At 46.4% G+C, this 15,655-nt stretch carries 11 protein-coding genes; 3 read left to right on the top strand and 8 right to left on the bottom strand.

Features of this window, described 5'->3' with window-relative positions; genetic code table 11:
* Window positions 1-237: 237 nt before the first annotated feature.
* The 3 genes from EQU24_RS02475 to EQU24_RS02460 all read right to left on the bottom strand — a co-directional run bounded on the left by EQU24_RS02475 (window position 238) and on the right by EQU24_RS02460 (window position 3,679).
* A complete protein-coding gene (locus EQU24_RS02475) occupies window positions 238-1,773 on the bottom strand; it encodes a GGDEF domain-containing protein (RefSeq protein ID WP_017841017.1) in 1,536 nt (511 codons plus the stop codon).
* 43 nt (window positions 1,774-1,816) lie between these two features.
* Window positions 1,817-2,437 (bottom strand): thiol:disulfide interchange protein DsbA/DsbL, encoded by a 621-nt coding sequence (locus tag EQU24_RS02470; protein ID WP_017841018.1) that lies wholly within the window; start codon window positions 2,435-2,437, stop codon window positions 1,817-1,819.
* 561 nt (window positions 2,438-2,998) lie between these two features.
* Window positions 2,999-3,679, bottom strand: a complete 681-nt coding sequence (locus EQU24_RS02460; RefSeq protein WP_017841019.1) for a c-type cytochrome — start codon at window positions 3,677-3,679, stop codon at window positions 2,999-3,001.
* A 417-nt stretch (window positions 3,680-4,096) separates the two neighbouring features.
* On the opposite strand from EQU24_RS02460, the gene yihA reads away from it, so the two are divergent.
* On the top strand, window positions 4,097-4,702 hold the full coding sequence (gene yihA / locus EQU24_RS02455) for a ribosome biogenesis GTP-binding protein YihA/YsxC (protein WP_017841021.1): 606 nt from the start codon (window positions 4,097-4,099) through the stop codon (window positions 4,700-4,702).
* Window positions 4,703-5,214: 512 nt separating this feature from the next.
* Here yihA and EQU24_RS02450 read toward each other — a convergent pair.
* The 4 genes from EQU24_RS02450 to EQU24_RS02435 form a co-directional block, all read right to left on the bottom strand.
* The gene (locus EQU24_RS02450; protein WP_017841022.1) at window positions 5,215-6,096 is read right to left on the bottom strand and encodes an MBL fold metallo-hydrolase; all 882 of its coding nucleotides are present in this window, start codon (window positions 6,094-6,096) and stop codon (window positions 5,215-5,217) included.
* A gap of 139 nt (window positions 6,097-6,235) precedes the next feature.
* Window positions 6,236-7,084: an HDOD domain-containing protein gene (locus EQU24_RS02445; RefSeq protein WP_017841023.1), complete on the bottom strand. Its 849-nt coding sequence runs from the start codon at window positions 7,082-7,084 to the stop codon at window positions 6,236-6,238.
* Window positions 7,085-7,689: 605 nt separating this feature from the next.
* A complete protein-coding gene (gene polA / locus EQU24_RS02440) occupies window positions 7,690-10,413 on the bottom strand; it encodes a DNA polymerase I (protein WP_026130210.1) in 2,724 nt (907 codons plus the stop codon).
* Between the two features lie 188 nt (window positions 10,414-10,601).
* Entirely contained in the window at window positions 10,602-12,722 is a 2,121-nt protein-coding gene (locus tag EQU24_RS02435; protein WP_017841025.1) for a RelA/SpoT family protein, read from the bottom strand.
* A gap of 124 nt (window positions 12,723-12,846) precedes the next feature.
* Between EQU24_RS02435 and EQU24_RS02430 the strand changes: the two genes are divergently transcribed.
* Together EQU24_RS02430 and EQU24_RS02425 are read left to right on the top strand one after the other, a co-directional pair.
* On the top strand, window positions 12,847-14,169 hold the full coding sequence (locus EQU24_RS02430) for a UDP-glucose dehydrogenase family protein (protein ID WP_017841026.1): 1,323 nt from the start codon (window positions 12,847-12,849) through the stop codon (window positions 14,167-14,169).
* Between the two features lie 263 nt (window positions 14,170-14,432).
* Window positions 14,433-14,696, top strand: a complete 264-nt coding sequence (locus EQU24_RS02425; RefSeq protein ID WP_017841027.1) for a ComEA family DNA-binding protein — start codon at window positions 14,433-14,435, stop codon at window positions 14,694-14,696.
* A gap of 253 nt (window positions 14,697-14,949) precedes the next feature.
* Here the strand turns inward: EQU24_RS02425 and EQU24_RS02420 are convergent, their stop codons facing one another.
* Window positions 14,950-15,453: a hypothetical protein gene (locus EQU24_RS02420; RefSeq protein WP_017841028.1), complete on the bottom strand. Its 504-nt coding sequence runs from the start codon at window positions 15,451-15,453 to the stop codon at window positions 14,950-14,952.
* Window positions 15,454-15,655: the final 202 nt, after the last annotated feature.

Below are 15,655 nucleotides of genomic sequence, written 5' to 3'. Positions count from 1 at the left end.
AGCCTTTGCGAGCGCCATGGATGGCGTGAATGTCGATTTTGCAGGAGCAAAATCGACCTAACATCCCGACACCTCCATAGGCTAATGCCGAAATTTGAAGTGCGGAAGGTATAACCCGCCCCGCATGAAGACCGCACCGCTTACCATTTCGCAAGTCTTCCGCAAATACTCAGCCTAAAAAAGTACGCGCAGCTAACCATAACCTTACGACTCACTTATTACCGAGACAGTTAAGACTCATCCGGCCATACAACGATTTCTACCCATTTGCTTGGCTTGATAAAGGGCCTTGTCAGCCCGATCGAAAATTGATTCGGCCGTGTCGCCCTCTCGGAATTGACTAATCCCGCAGGACAAGGTGATAGTGAGAAACCCGTTACCCGAGTTGAAACGTGTTTTTTCGATAATTTTTCGTAACTTATTGGCCAGTGTCAATGCCGATTCCTGATCGGTTTCAGGAAGCAACATTGTAAACTCCTCCCCTCCGAAGCGCGACAAAAAATCCAAGTGCCGGCAGTTTTCGCTCAATAATTTAGCAATGATTTTCAACGTCTTGTCGCCGGCTTTATGGCCTAATGTATCATTGATTTTTTTAAAATGATCGATATCCCAAATGATCAGCGTCAATGGGCTTTTATGCCTCTGCCAACGAGTTATTTCGAGGTCGAGACGATTATCATAAGCCATTCGATTACCGAGCCCTGTCAAAGGGTCGCGTAATGCTCTATCTAACGCTATCGACAACTTTAATTTCAAGTCACTCGATTCGCTTTCCATGCGTTTGATTTTATCGGTCAATTCGTTGAGCTGTAGCTCGGTTTTTTCCCTCGCTCGTTCCTCATTTTCCCGATGATGCAGAATTTCCTTATTAATCAGCTCAATCCGAGTGCCTATTAACTGCTTTAGCGGTTCCAATGTGGTTGCTTTAGCAGAGCTGTCTTGCAACTCCTGCATTTGTATCGATACAAAGCGATCCAGTTCGTTACGGTTGATCTGAGTTTGTCGATTCGCATCATTCGCACCGATCGCCTGCAAGCTTAATTCGGTCAATTGCTCGGTCAATTCGGACAAAAAATCTTTAATATCTTTTTGTTCGGATTGAATATGGTTTTTAATTTTAACCAACAGCGAAACATAATCGTTCAATAATTGCTTGAACGAAGAAGCCGAAGACTGATTTTGCAGTCGCGCTTTTAACCGCTCGGTCGATTCCTCGAACTCGAATGGAATTTCAATATCCTCTAACAATAATAGAAGCTGCTGACTGAGAATCTCTGTTTTGATTTTGTCGGCGTGACCCGATGGAGTGGAGGAAGACTCTATAGATTGAGGCTCAGTAGCATTGACCAAGGCCAAAAACAACTCATCATTGGTTTTAAATTCACCGCTTTCGAATTTTTGCTGCAATACCTTTAAAACCTTGACGGTCTTGTCATCGGAATACAATTTGAGCAAATAATCAAACAAAAGCACGGCATCGAAAGCACTCATCCCGGAATCACCGATATTGAGTGAAAACTTGGTCAAGCCTTCGAGTTCTATTTTTAATTGCGCACTCTTCAACCCGGATTTAACCGTTTTATGAATCCGCATCAAATAAGGGTCTAGTTGATGATTCAACCCTTTCGCCGCTAAAGTTAGCCGGGCTATTGTTTTACATAGCAGCGCTTCGTTTTCTTGCGTTTGCTTGTCGGCAGTTTCCTGCTCATGCAGCAACTTAAAATACTTACCTTTCCATTCGCTATCGAAATCTTTCCTAGACCAAGCAACCATCGAACAAACCTCTGATTAAACCCGGAGCCATCGGGCGTTAATGTTATTGACTGGAACTTTCCTTTTCTATCAGACGATTCATGACATCAATCATGTTTTGCTGAGTCTTGGCCAGTGACCCACTTGTACGATATTTACCGTTGATAATCAAAGCGGGAACGCCATTGACGCCATAACGAGCCGCCATGGTTTTAGCTTGGCGCACTTTGTAATCGACAGGAAAGGAGTTATAGGCATTGCGGAAATCGATCTCAGTAACGCCATGTTCGCTAAAGAACTTAAGCAGCTGATCCTCGCTTTCCAATTTTTGTTTTTTGTTCTGAACCGCATCGAAGAAATCGGCATGCACCTTATCGACGACACCCAGCGCTTCTGCGGTGAAATACGCCTTGGCATGCTTTTCCCATAAGCTATTAAAGATAGCCGGCTGCCGGATAAAATCAACATTATCGGGCTTAGTTTTTAGCCATTTGTTCAAATCGGGTTCCAAATGATAGCAATGCGGACAGCCGTACCAAAAGAACTCGATCACTTCGACCTTATCGGGGTTTTGAGTCGGTTGCGGCGTAGACAAGACTTCGTAACCCGGAGATTTTGCATTTACCAGGCCGGCTAAACCAAATAACACAAAAAAACCACTAGCAACAATTTTATTATTTAACATGATTCAAGTTCTCCTTAAAAATGCAGGCTCGATAAAAACATATTGACGCCAAGAAAGACAAATATACCTTTCGCACTTCAAATTCCGGCAGCGCCTGAGGAGGCGCCTGGGTGTCCGGTCGATTTTCGCTCCTGCAAAATCGACATTCACGCCATCCATGGCGCTCATAAAGGCTTTGCCTACATGGACGTATTTACGACGTCCTTTAGCGGACACCCAGGCGCCGAATTTTGATCTACGACGGGTATATAAAATATTAAAGCCGGGCAAAAATGACATAGCGGGAAATTTGATTTTACCGATCCGCTAAGGATTTCGTGAAAAATAACTTCCTGGAGCTATGAGTTTTGTAGCGGGTTCGGTCGTTAAACAAGCACACGGATCGTGAGAAATGCTCTTAATCGGAGGATTACAATAGCGGTCACCTTTCGCACTTCAAATTTCGGCAGTGCCGGAGGAGGCCTTGGGGGCTGGGTTTACGGCGTCCTTTGACGAGCACCCCGAAGCTGAATTTCATCTACGATGAGTATAAGTCGCTTTATAAAAGCAATCGCGCATTGCTTACTTCATGACCGAAATATGATAAGAAACCGCTTTGATTTCGCGTTCAGTCATTTTTTTGGCAATCATATGCATCATATTTTCGGGGTTATTACTCCGCTCGCCGCTTTTGAAATCTATGAGCGTCTTGATCAAATAATCGGCATGCTGCGACTTAAGCGCAGGAAATGCCGCCGGCCTGTTCCCTTCTCCAAACGGACCATGACAAGCGATACAAGCAGACACTTCACTCGCCAACACCCCATTCCGGTAAAGATCACTGCCTAAGGCCAATAGCTCTTTGATGTCTTCGCTGGCATCTGCAGAATCCTCACTATCATCTTCGTCGTCATCTTCGTCTTTTTGCAAGACCGGTAGACTATTCGTCGAAATCTTTTGCTCGGCATAATAGGCGGCAATATCAGCCATATCTTTATCGCTCAAGCCCATCGCGATCGGACTCATCATCGGATTATTTCGCTCGCCGCTTTTAAAGGCATTAAGCGTCTTGATCAGATAAGAGGCATGTTGTTGAGCTAACTTCGGAAAATTAGTGACCGCACTATTGCCGTTTTCGCCGTGACACCCCGCGCAGGCGGTCGCTTTTTCTTTTCCTGCCTTACTATTGCCTTCTGCATGTAGAATGACCGGCTGACTCATGAACAACAGAGCAATTGAAAGTGCCAATAGTTTATTTTTCATTAGATTCCCCTTCCGGAATAGTATACTTCTAGCGATTACATTTTAATTATCTAGCCGGCTCTTTTGTCCGATAGCGGCATTGCAAAAAAACAGTTATACCCATGATTAAATCAAAATTCGGCACCGGGACGCGTGTAAAAGACTCATCACCTCAATTGTCTATCATTTAAAATCATAGCTAATTGAAGGTCGAAAAAGAAAGCCAATAGCATTACGCCAAGCAAAATAGCTTCGTCACAAAAGCCAAAAACATGTCCGCTCGAAGTATAAATCAAAAAAGCCGGTCCTAACGATTTTTCAATGGACCACGCCGATTTGCGAACCCAAAAGTCCAGCACGGAAGCCCCTCAAACGGCACACGCCTATCGGGTCTATCCGGAAATTTTACTCTAAATACTCTAGCTAAGCGAGATAACGATGAATCCAGTGTATCATCAAGCAAAATTCATAAACAGCGCCCCTCACGTTAAAGACGCCCCTGAGGATATAGGACTCGAAGTTGCATTTGCGGGCCGCTCCAACGCGGGTAAATCCAGTGCAATCAATACGTTAACCGGTCAAAAATCGTTGGCGCGTATCAGCAAAACCCCGGGGAGAACGCAATTATTGAATTTTTTCTCGATAACGGAAAGCACACGCTTTGTCGATTTACCGGGCTATGGTTATGCCAAAGTACCATTGGAAATCAAAAAACAATGGCACCGCATGATCGAAACCTATCTAAATAATCGTAAAACGTTATGCGGCATTGTGTTGGTGATGGATATTCGCCATCCACTGACCGAATTCGATCTACAAATGGTGGACTGGTGCAAACAATCCCGGTTGCCTTTACATATTCTGCTAACTAAAGCCGATAAATTGAAATTCGGCGCGGCAAAAAATACCTTACTGGCCGTGCAAAAAGAAATTTCCGGAGCTCAAGTCCCAGTCACGGTTCAATTATTTTCGGCATTAAAGAGACAAGGCGTCGACGAAATCCATCAATTACTCGATCAATGGCTGAACTTTGAATTGTCATAAACTCGAAAAAATTTCGATGCTCCTTACGCTTTTTCAACATGCATCTGAATTCGGCAACTTAAAGATGGAGCACATGAAACTCTTGAATTATACCTTTCGTACTTCAAATTTCGGTAGTGTCTGAGGAGGCACCGGGGTGCTAGGTCGATTTTTGCTCCTGCAAAATCGACATTCACGCCATCCATAGCGCTCGCAAAGGCTTTGTCGGACACCCAGGCCCCTCTTCTAGCACTCACTGCCTTAAGTTAAGCCGTTCGTGGTGAGCCTGTCGAACCATGGAAGGCTTAACTTATCGGCCCAGGATTTTTCCATTCACCCTTCGACAGGCTCAGGGCGAACGGAAAAATCCTTAACTTAATGGCAGTGTCTTCTAGCACTGCCAAAATTTGAAGTGCGAAAGGTATAACCATGGGCGATGGAATGTAGATACTGGTGTCTTTGACGGACACACCCGGCGCCGAATTTTGATCTACGACGGGTATACTTCTTCTAAAATCCGGACGATATCGACTTCAGATAACATATTCGACACCTTCGCGTGCCATGTTTAACTCTATATCTAATTTTTGGTGCTGTTCGAGCAATTGCCGATAGATGTTATCCAAGTCCATATCGGTGCGATTGGGTTCGTGATGGGTAAAAAACAAGCGCTTGACATTAGACCGGACCGCCAAGTTTAGCCCTGACTGATAGGTTCCATGCCCCCACCCCCTTTTAAACACATACTCTTCCTCGGTATAGGACGCATCGACAATCAATGCATCGACACCCCGTATAAAGGCACACACTTCGAGGAATCTTTCATCAACCATGGATTGAAAAGACTCGTATTCTTGATCGTCGGGCCGGTAAATATTAAACAACGGTTCGTAATCCCCCGTAAAAAAAACAGACTGGCCGCCGCATTCGATACGATAACCGAAATTTAGAACAGGATGATTAAGCAATAACGGAGTAATTCGGGCATCGCCCACCATAACGCTTTTACCTGGCGTCAAAGTCACATAACGAACAGTAGCTTTTAACTCGGCCTCCCGAATCGGAAAAAAACTGTATTGTAATTGAACAGCCAGCGCCCTTTGTATGCCTTGTTGAGTGACTGGATCCAACCCGCCGTATATCGTAATCTGATTACCCGGCATAAACGCCGGCGCAAAAAAAGGCAGCCCTTGAATATGATCCCAGTGCGTGTGGGTAATGAAAATATGCGCATCGACCGGCTTATCCTTATCCAGTTGTTGCGATAACGAATAAATACCGGTACCCGCATCGAGAATTATTAACTCCCCGCTATCGGTACGAATTTCTATGCAGGTAGTATTCCCGCCATATTTGACAGTATTAGGCCCTGGTGTCGGAATGGAGCCACGGACGCCTCTGAACTTCAATTGCATGCAATCCCTCGATTCAGCGTTGAAAATATTCGTTTCGCACTTCAAATGTCGGGAGTGCTTAGGGTTTGATCTACGATGGGTATACACGCAGTCATACATAGCGTCATGCAAAAAATCCGCATACCCAGACCCTAAGCGATTACTCGCAACTAATCATCATTAAAGCCTCTGTTCTGATCGAGCTCAAATCACCCAGAGAAACGATCAGCTCATCCAAAGACAAACCGAACAACGAGAACTGCGCTTCCGAATACTTATCGATTACCGGATTACCGCCGTCACCAAAACGCAAGATTTTACTGATTTGATTAGCTACAGCAACACTATCGCGCAAGACGTCGGAGCCGTCCTCATCGTGATGATGCTCGATCGCAGCACCGATGCCTTCAGAAAAGCACCACTTATCAATTAGTAGCTTACCCAAACGAGCGTGATCGATACCTAAATACTCCCGCTCCATCAAATGTAAAGAAACGCTCCGCTTACGGCTTTCCATCAACGCATTACTAAAGGATTCGGGCAAACACTGCGCAAAAACCAACTTTCCAAAGTCATGCAATAAACCGGTAACGAAATAATCGCTGCATTTATTTGGCGATAAACCTTGTCGCTCGGCGAGTAATTTTGTGATCAATGCGGTAGTCAAAGAGTGCATTAAAAAACCATTGGCATTTAAGCCCGCTTTTTTATCGGGCTTAAGAACACCGATTGCCGCAATGCCCAACGCCATATTCTTGACCGTATTGATTCCAAGATGGACGACAGCGCGCGTTATTGAACTAATTTTTTGAGGCAAACCGTAATAAGGAGAATTAACAACTTTCAAAATCTTGACCGTCATCACCGGATCGCATTCGATAATTTGTACAAAATCCTTGGCGGAAGATTGATTGTCATCGGCTAACTTTAAAATACTTTGCACGCTTTTCGGAAAAGCCGGCATACTTTCCACAAACATGAATAACTTGTTGTCGACAGCCGCAACCATTGGAAATGCTCTCTTTAGATAAATGTCATGATGTGAGTATCAACACAACTTTTTAAGGCCGTGTCATTCCGGCATAGACTACCGAAGTCTTGTCACAAGGACACGAAATACCGAAAAGCTTGCTATATATGGGGCAGAACTTAGGATTTCGTGACAAATAACTTCCTATATACCCATCGCAGATCAAAATTCGGCGCAGGGGTATCCGTCAAAGAACGCCGTGAATACATCCCTGTAGGCTCTATGCCAGCTCCATGCCGGCAAAGCCTTTGCCGCACACCCCGGCGCCTCCTTAGGCAATGCCGAAATTTCAAGTGCGAAGGGTATAACTATCCGCTTTGTAGCAGGTTCAGTTACTTCCTTAACAGAACGCCGAAATTTGACTGATAAAGGGTATCGTTACATAAGCATAGCAGAGAAACGCTATCGGAAAGAGAGCCCCAAAGATAAGAATGCATTCAATGGGGCTTGAGGAAAAGAATCAGTCCATTAAAGAGGGGGAGGGGAATGGACTGATCCAACGTCATAACTGACGTATAACATTACGATTTAATAATATTGGAAAAGTTCAATCCTTATAAAAAACGTAATGCGCCTAAAAAAGACTAATGCGCCTCATCCCAATTCAGACCGGTACCGATATCGACGATCAACGGCACATCGAGCGTTGCCGCCGAACTCATCAAATCCCTCAATCTTTCGATACACCCGGAAACGGCCGACTCGGCAATTTCAAAAACCAATTCGTCATGCACCTGCATGATCATTCGGGCATCGGGCGAATCTGTTTGAAGCCAACGATCGCAAGCGATCATCGCGCGCTTTATGATATCGGCGGCGGTGCCTTGCATCGGCGCATTGATTGCGGTTCGTTCGGCGTATTGACGGCGCGCGGGGTTGCGCGAATTGATTTCCGGCAAATAAAGCCTACGGCCGAATAAAGTTTCGACATACCCCTGGTTTTTCGCCAACTCTCGGATGTTATCCATAAATGCTTTGACACCGGGATACCGCGCGAAATACATGTCGATATAAGATTGCGCCTGCCCTCTGGTCAAGCCTAATTGCTGCGCCAAGCCGAACGACGACATGCCGTAAATCAAGCCAAAATTGATCGCCTTGGCCGAACGCCGTAAATCGGCGGTAACTTGCTCAGGCTCGACCCCGAAGACCTCGGCCGCGGTCGCGCTATGAATATCCTGCCCTTGTTTGAAAGCTGCCAAAAGACCGGCATCGCCGGACAAATGCGCCATGATGCGCAGCTCGATTTGTGAATAATCGGCCGCAACCAACACATAGCCCGGCGACGCAATGAAAGCCTGCCGTATTCTCCTGCCTTCGGGAGTGCGAATCGGAATATTCTGTAGATTGGGATCGGACGAAGACAAACGACCGGTCGCCGCGACCGCCTGATGATAGGAGGTATGCACGCGCCCGGTTTTCGGATTGACCTGTTGCGGCAATTTATCGGTATAAGTCGATTTCAGCTTGCTGGTCGTGCGATGCTCGAGAATCAAACGAGGCAACGGATAATCGGCAGCCAATTCCTGCAGCACCGATTCGTCGGTCGACGGCTGTCCGGTCGGGGTTTTTTTCAGTACCGGCAAATTCAGCTTATCGTAAATAATGCTTTGAATTTGCTTCGGCGAACCCAAATTGAATGCCTGCCCGGCCAGGTCGTGCGCATGCTGCTCGATCGAGGCAATCTGGGCGGCCAACTCCTGGCTCTGCCGCGCCAGCATTTCGGTATCGAGCAATACCCCGTTTCTCTCGATACGCGACAACACTTCGACCAGAGGAATTTCGATTTCTCGATACAATTGCACCAACGACGGATTTTGTTCGAGTTTTTCACTCAGAACTTCATGTAAACGCAAGGTGATGTCCGCATCTTCGGCGGCATAAGGCGTCGCCTGTTCGATGGCGACTTCCTGAAACGGAATCTGTTTCGCGCCCTTCCCCGCGACATCTTCGTAATGTATCGTCGTATAGTTAAGATACGTCTTCGCCAAATCATCCATGTTGTGCTTAGTCGCGGTACTGTTCAACACATAGGATTCGAGCATCGTATCGTGAGCGATACCGCGCAACTCTATACCGTGATTGGCCAGCACGTTGGCGTCGTATTTAAGATTCTGTCCCAGTTTGGCTTTATTCGGATTTTCCAGCAGCGGACGCATTTTTTCCAATACGGCGGATCGATCTAATTGCTCCGGTGCATCCGAATAATCGTGCGCAACCGGCAAATAAGCGGCATGCCCGGCTTCGACCGCAAACGATATCCCGACGACTTCGGCGCGGCTGTAATCAAGACTGGTCGTTTCGGTATCGAACGCAAACAACTCGGCCTTCTCGAGCCGCTCGAGCCAACGTTCAAAATCGTGTTCGGTCAAGATCGTTTCATAGCGCGCATCAATCGCTTGCGGACTTTCGACAGCTTTAGCGTCCCGGCCGGAGCCGACATCGGCGGACTGCTCCAGTATTTTCAACCAAGACGTAAAACCCAATTCGACAAGCATCGACTTGAGTTCGCTTTGATCGACCGGATTCATTTTTAATTCCTCCGCCGAGCATGGCAACGGAACATCGCAATCAATCGTGGTCAATTGCTTCGACAACGGCAGTTGATCGAGCGCGTTGCGTAGATTCTCACCGACCTTACCCTTGATTTGATCGGCGCATTCGATCAATCTTTCCAGCGTTTGATATTCGTTTAGCCATTTAGCTGCCGTTTTTGGCCCGACCTTGGGCACGCCGGGAATATTGTCGACCGTGTCGCCCATCAAGGCTAAATAATCGATGATTTGTTCAGGTGTCACGCCGAACTTTTCGATCACGCCTTGGCGGTCGGTACGGCTGCCGGACATCGTGTTTTCGAGCGTGATATGTTCGGTAACCAATTGCGCCATATCCTTGTCGCCGGTTGAAATGACGACCTGAAATCCGTCTCGCTCGGCTTGCTTGGCAAATGCGCCGATAACATCGTCCGCCTCGACATCGGGCTGCATGATCAAGGGCAGGCCCATCGCTCGAATCAAGCGGTGCAAGGGTTCTATTTGTACGCGCAGATCGTCCGGCATCGGCGGTCGGTGTGCCTTGTATTGATCGTATAGATTATGTCTAAAGGTCTTTCCGGGCGCATCGAAAATAACGCCGATATAATCGGTCGGATGGTCGGTCATCAATTTACGCAACATATTGGCCACCCCGTATATCGCATTGGTCGGCGTGCCATCCGGGCTCGTCAAGGGTGGTACCGCATGGTAGGCGCGAAATAAAAAAGACGAGCCGTCGATTAATACCAAATATTTTTGTTTGTTTTGGGTCATGCCGATGTGTTTGTGATTTAAATTAAGGTAACTATTCAGCGCATGCGGTAGGTTGGTGTCAGGCATTGATTTCTAAGGACGCGTGAATACATCCCTGTAAGCTCTGACTGCAACGTCCTGTTGCAGACAGCCTTATAAATCAATGCCTGACACCTTCTCATACATGACTTATGCTGAATAATTACAAATTATGTTTTACGCTTAACTTCCAATATATTCGGTAATTGGCTGATTCTGCCGAGCACCGAGCTTAGCTGGGCGGTGCTTTCGATATTGATCGTCATCGTCAGTATTGCCGATAAATCCGGATGCGTTTTTAACGAGGCATCGATAATATGCGCCTTAGCATACATCATGATACGAGTCACGTCGCTGAGCAGGTTTTGCGCATTGAAAGCATGGATAATAATCGGTACATTATGGCGCGATGGCTGCTCCGAACTCCATTCGGCATCGATCAATTGCGGTTGCTGTTCGGGACTTAGCGTCAAAATATTTTCGCAGTCGCGCCGATGGATTGTGATCCCTCGCTTATGCGAGATGAAACCGATGATATCGTCGCCTTTGACCGGACAACAGCATTGCGCCAAACTGGTTACCACATTATCGATACCGGCAACGGTGATGGTCGATTTTGCCGCCGTTTTGCTCTCGCTCCCTCTGGCGGAAGGATAGGCGGGCTCGGCAAATTCGGGGATTTTTAGCGCGGCAACCAACTGCCGATTAGTAATATCGCCACGACCTATCGCTTCATAAAAAAGCTCGGCGTCGTTAAATTTGAAATGGCTGAGCAATTCACCCATCTCAATCGACTTCAATCCTAATCGTTTACTTTCTTTATCCAGAATTTGTTTGCCGAAAACAATATTTTCGGCTTGCTGCTGTTGTCTAAACCAACTTCTGACCTTCCCGACCGCCCGCGGCGTTTTTAAATAACCCAAGTTCGGGTCGAGCCAGTTATGATTCGGCTCGCCGTTTTTAACCGTGATGATCTCAACCTGATCGCCCGACCTAAGCTTATATGTTAAGGGCTTGATACGTCCGTTGACTTTCGCCCCGCGACAACCGTGCCCAATTTCGGTATGTATCGTGTAAGCAAAATCGAGAGGCGTCGAACCCTTGATCAGATCGATCAATTTTCCGGCCGGCGTCAACACAAAGACCCGATCCGAAAAAAGTTCGGTTCGAAAATTTTCGACCAAATTGTCGCCGCTATCCTTATATTCCAGCAATTGGCGCAACGAAGCGATATTCTTTTCGGTCGCGGCATTGTGCTTACTGCCTTCCTTGTAACGCCAATGCGCGGCAACCCCTAATTCGGCAAATTCATGCATCGAACGAGTGCGAATCTGAATTTCGATACGATTGCCTTTGTGGTCGACGATCACGGTATGCAAGGATTGATAACCGTTTTCCTTCGGGTTGGCAATATAATCGTCGAATTCTTTAGGAATGTATTTCCAATAACTATGCGCCAAACCCAATACGCTATAACAAGCCGTCAAGCTATCGACGATCACGCGCACTGCAAGTAAATCGTAAAGATCGTCGATAGCTAACTGCTTGCGGCGCATTTTGTTCCAAATGCTGTAAATATGCTTGGGCCTTCCATAAACCTTTGCCGTAATACCTTCTTCCTTAAGAATTCGACGGAGGTCTTCTATGAATGTTTGAATACAATCTTCGCGATGAATGCGCTTATCGGCAAGCGATTCGGCAATGCGCTTATAATTATCCGGCTCGAGATAGCGAAACGCTAGATCCTCAAGCTCCCATTTGAATTGACTCACCCCGAGCCGGTTCGCCAACGGCGCATAGACATCCAGGGTCTCTTGCGCGATAAACCGCCGAACACCCGGTTCTTCCGCCGATATTCCCCGCAGACGCTCAATACGATAGGCTAGCTTGATCAGCACCGAGCGCACATCGTGCGTCATCGCCAATAGCATTCGTCTGAGTGTTTCATTTTGATTGGGCTCGTGTGTCAACTCCGGACTATAGACGCGCAAATTATTGAGCCAATTGACATCCTTGACTAAACCCGCAACCGTTTCGCCGAATTGTTGCTTAATTTCGGCTGCGGCTAAACGACCTGCTAATCGCGAATCGCTTAATAACGCAGCCAGTATGCTGGCCAAATCGCTATAAACACTACCCAAAATCATCGCGACCGCAATCCCTTTTGGTCTAATATTAAGCGGATTGCTATCGGCCTCATCGACAAGAGCCAAAGCCTTCTCAATTTGTACGGCATCTTCGGCGGAAAATCCCGAAAGTAGCTTTTCGATTTGCGGTAGTTGTTTTTTCATGAGGCGATTGTAACTGATTCGAAAAAGTTGGCAATCATGATAGGCTATCGCACGTTAGTGTTGAGGCTCATTCGCTAGAATCTCGAATATTCTTTATTTATATTGTAAGGGTAACTCAAAGATTATGAAAATCACTGTATTTGGAAGCGGTTATGTCGGCCTGGTGACAGGCACTTGCTTGGCGGAAGTGGGCAACGATGTAATCTGCATGGATATCGACGAAACCAAGATCGAAAAACTCAAGCAAGGCATCATCCCGATTTATGAGCCTGGGCTGGAAGCGATGGTTAAAGAAAACCAGGAAGCCGGCCGCTTGCGCTTTACCTCCGATGTCAAAGAAGCGGTCAATCATGGTTTATTTCAGTTTATTGCGGTCGGAACGCCGCCTGACGAGGACGGTTCAGCCGATTTGCAATATGTTCTTGCGGTCGCTAAAAACATTGCCCAACACATGGAAGATTATCGAGTCGTAATCGATAAGTCCACGGTACCGGTCGGAACCGCCGATAAAGTCAAAGAAGCCATGATCCACGTACTTCAAGAACGAGGCAAGAAAGACTTGGAATTCGACGTCGTGTCGAATCCCGAATTTTTGAAGGAAGGTGCCGCGCTCGACGATTTCATGAAGCCGGACCGTATCGTTGTCGGCACCGATAACCCAAGAACCGCCGAATTACTCAAAGCACTCTACGCTCCGTTCAACCGCAGCCGCGAACGGGTTATCACGATGGATATCCGGTCTGCCGAATTGACCAAATATGCCGCGAACGCGATGCTGGCAACCAAAATCAGCTTCATGAACGAACTAGCTAACTTGGCCGAAAAATTAGGCGCCGATATTGAACATGTCCGTCAAGGCATCGGTTCGGACAGTCGCATCGGTTACAGCTTTATCTACCCGGGCTGCGGCTACGGAGGCTCATGCTTTCCTAAGGATGTCAAAGCATTGGAACGGACCGCAAAGCAAGTCGGATATCAAGCCGAGTTATTAAATGCCGTCGAGAATGTCAACGACCGACAGAAAAAACGTTTATTCGAAAAAATCCAGCATCATTACAACGGCGATTTGAAAGGCAAGGTTTTCGCTATATGGGGCTTGTCGTTCAAACCCAATACCGACGACATGCGTGAAGCGCCTAGCCGAGTGCTACTGGAAGCCTTGATCGATGCCGGCGCCACCGTTCGAGCTTACGATCCTGAAGCGCTGGAGGAAGCTATGCGCATTTATGGAAATAAAAACGGCTTGATCTATGCCGAGGATCAAAACGAAGCGCTGGAAGATGCCGATGCGTTGGCGATCGTTACCGAATGGAAGCAATTCCGCAGTCCGGATTTCGATCACTTGAGTCAAATCTTACGAGACAAAGTTATTTTCGATGGTCGCAATATGTTCGAGCCCACATTTGTCAAACAAAGCGGTTTAGCTTATTACGCAATCGGACGTTAACAGACGGGATCAGTTTTTTGTGCTATGTTTGCGCTAATAGCTGGCGCAGCCCCGGTATGGACTAACAGAATAGCGCTTTCGATGTCTTTTCAACTATCAACGCACGCAGCCTTTTAGGGTTTTCGCTAGAAAAACTTGGAATTATCCAAAAAACGACTACCATTACTAGCGAATAGACTAAGGCGATCGTGGTTGGCTATAAACTTAGACTGTTCAATTGTTTTATCCCACCTTAAGTTAAACTTAATAAGAGAGAAAAAAATATGAACAAGATCTTAATGTTATTAGCTTTGCTGTCGTTTAACGCGCTTGCAACCCCGGTCAACATCAACAATGCCGATGCTCAAACTATTTCCGAAGCGCTGAAAGGCATTGGCTTGAAAAAAGCCGAAGCGATCGTGCAATATAGAACTAAAAACGGTGACTTTAAATCCGTCGAGGAATTGGCCAATGTTTCCGGAATCGGAGAAAAAACGGTCGAAAACAATAAAGACGATATTTTACTTAGCGATCCCGCTAAAAAATAATCCGCTTCGCTAAACGAAACAACCGGTTGGCAATTAAACCAACCGGTTGTTTTTTATTGTTCGCTAATCAAAACTAGGCGCCGATTCGCTCTACACTCGGCATATTGTGCGGCACGAACCCTCTATACAACCGACACGACCCAACAACAAGCTATTGAATTAACTAATCATTTTTCATGAGCCTCATGGTAAACAGCTTTTTCTAGATTAATTCATAACAGCCCCAGACTTCTGCCGGCTATATTTTGGTTTTCTAGCTTGTTAGAGGATAAACATGTTCTATATGCTCGCTTAATGATCCTAAATCCACCTCATTAGCTGTTATGTTTTTTAAACCCTTTCCCCCTAAACCGCCAATTATTTTATTAAAGCTCTCCACTCCTTCTTGGTAGGCTGACAAATATTCTTCGGAAGAAGACATTTTTTCCGGGTGCTGCCGACAAATAGTCATGCCATGTTTCGGAAACAAGCGTTCAAAAAAGTGTAGATTGGTAAGCCCGTTAATTTTGGGATTCGTTATGCCCGCAAAACTCGCGGCCACTGCTACCGACCCCGCCAAATAGCCGATCAAATAATCATCCTGCAATACCGATACAGGCAAAGCCCCGTCATTACTAGACTTTATATCGTGAATAATCGGATAGAACAGTCGTGCGACTGACTCGGCAATTTTAACGTTTTTCGGTTTTAAAAAGTCCAGCATTAGCCCTCCGGAACGATCGCTGTAATTTAAAGTATGTCGATCAAAAGTCGGCATTACAGTTGTATACCTTTCGTACTTCAAAATTCGGCAGGTGACTAAGGAGGCACCGGGGTGCTCGACAAAGGCTTTGCCAGCATGGAGCTGGCATAGAGCCTACATGGACGTATTCACGGCGTCCTTTGACGGGCATCCCTGCGCCGAATTTTGATCTGCGATGAGTATATTTCGTGATTTCAACTGTTAATGCAAACATAGC

Source organism: Methylotuvimicrobium buryatense, from assembly GCF_005931095.1.
Taxonomy (GTDB): domain Bacteria; phylum Pseudomonadota; class Gammaproteobacteria; order Methylococcales; family Methylomonadaceae; genus Methylotuvimicrobium; species Methylotuvimicrobium buryatense.
This window is presented reverse-complemented; position numbering and strand designations above follow the sequence as displayed.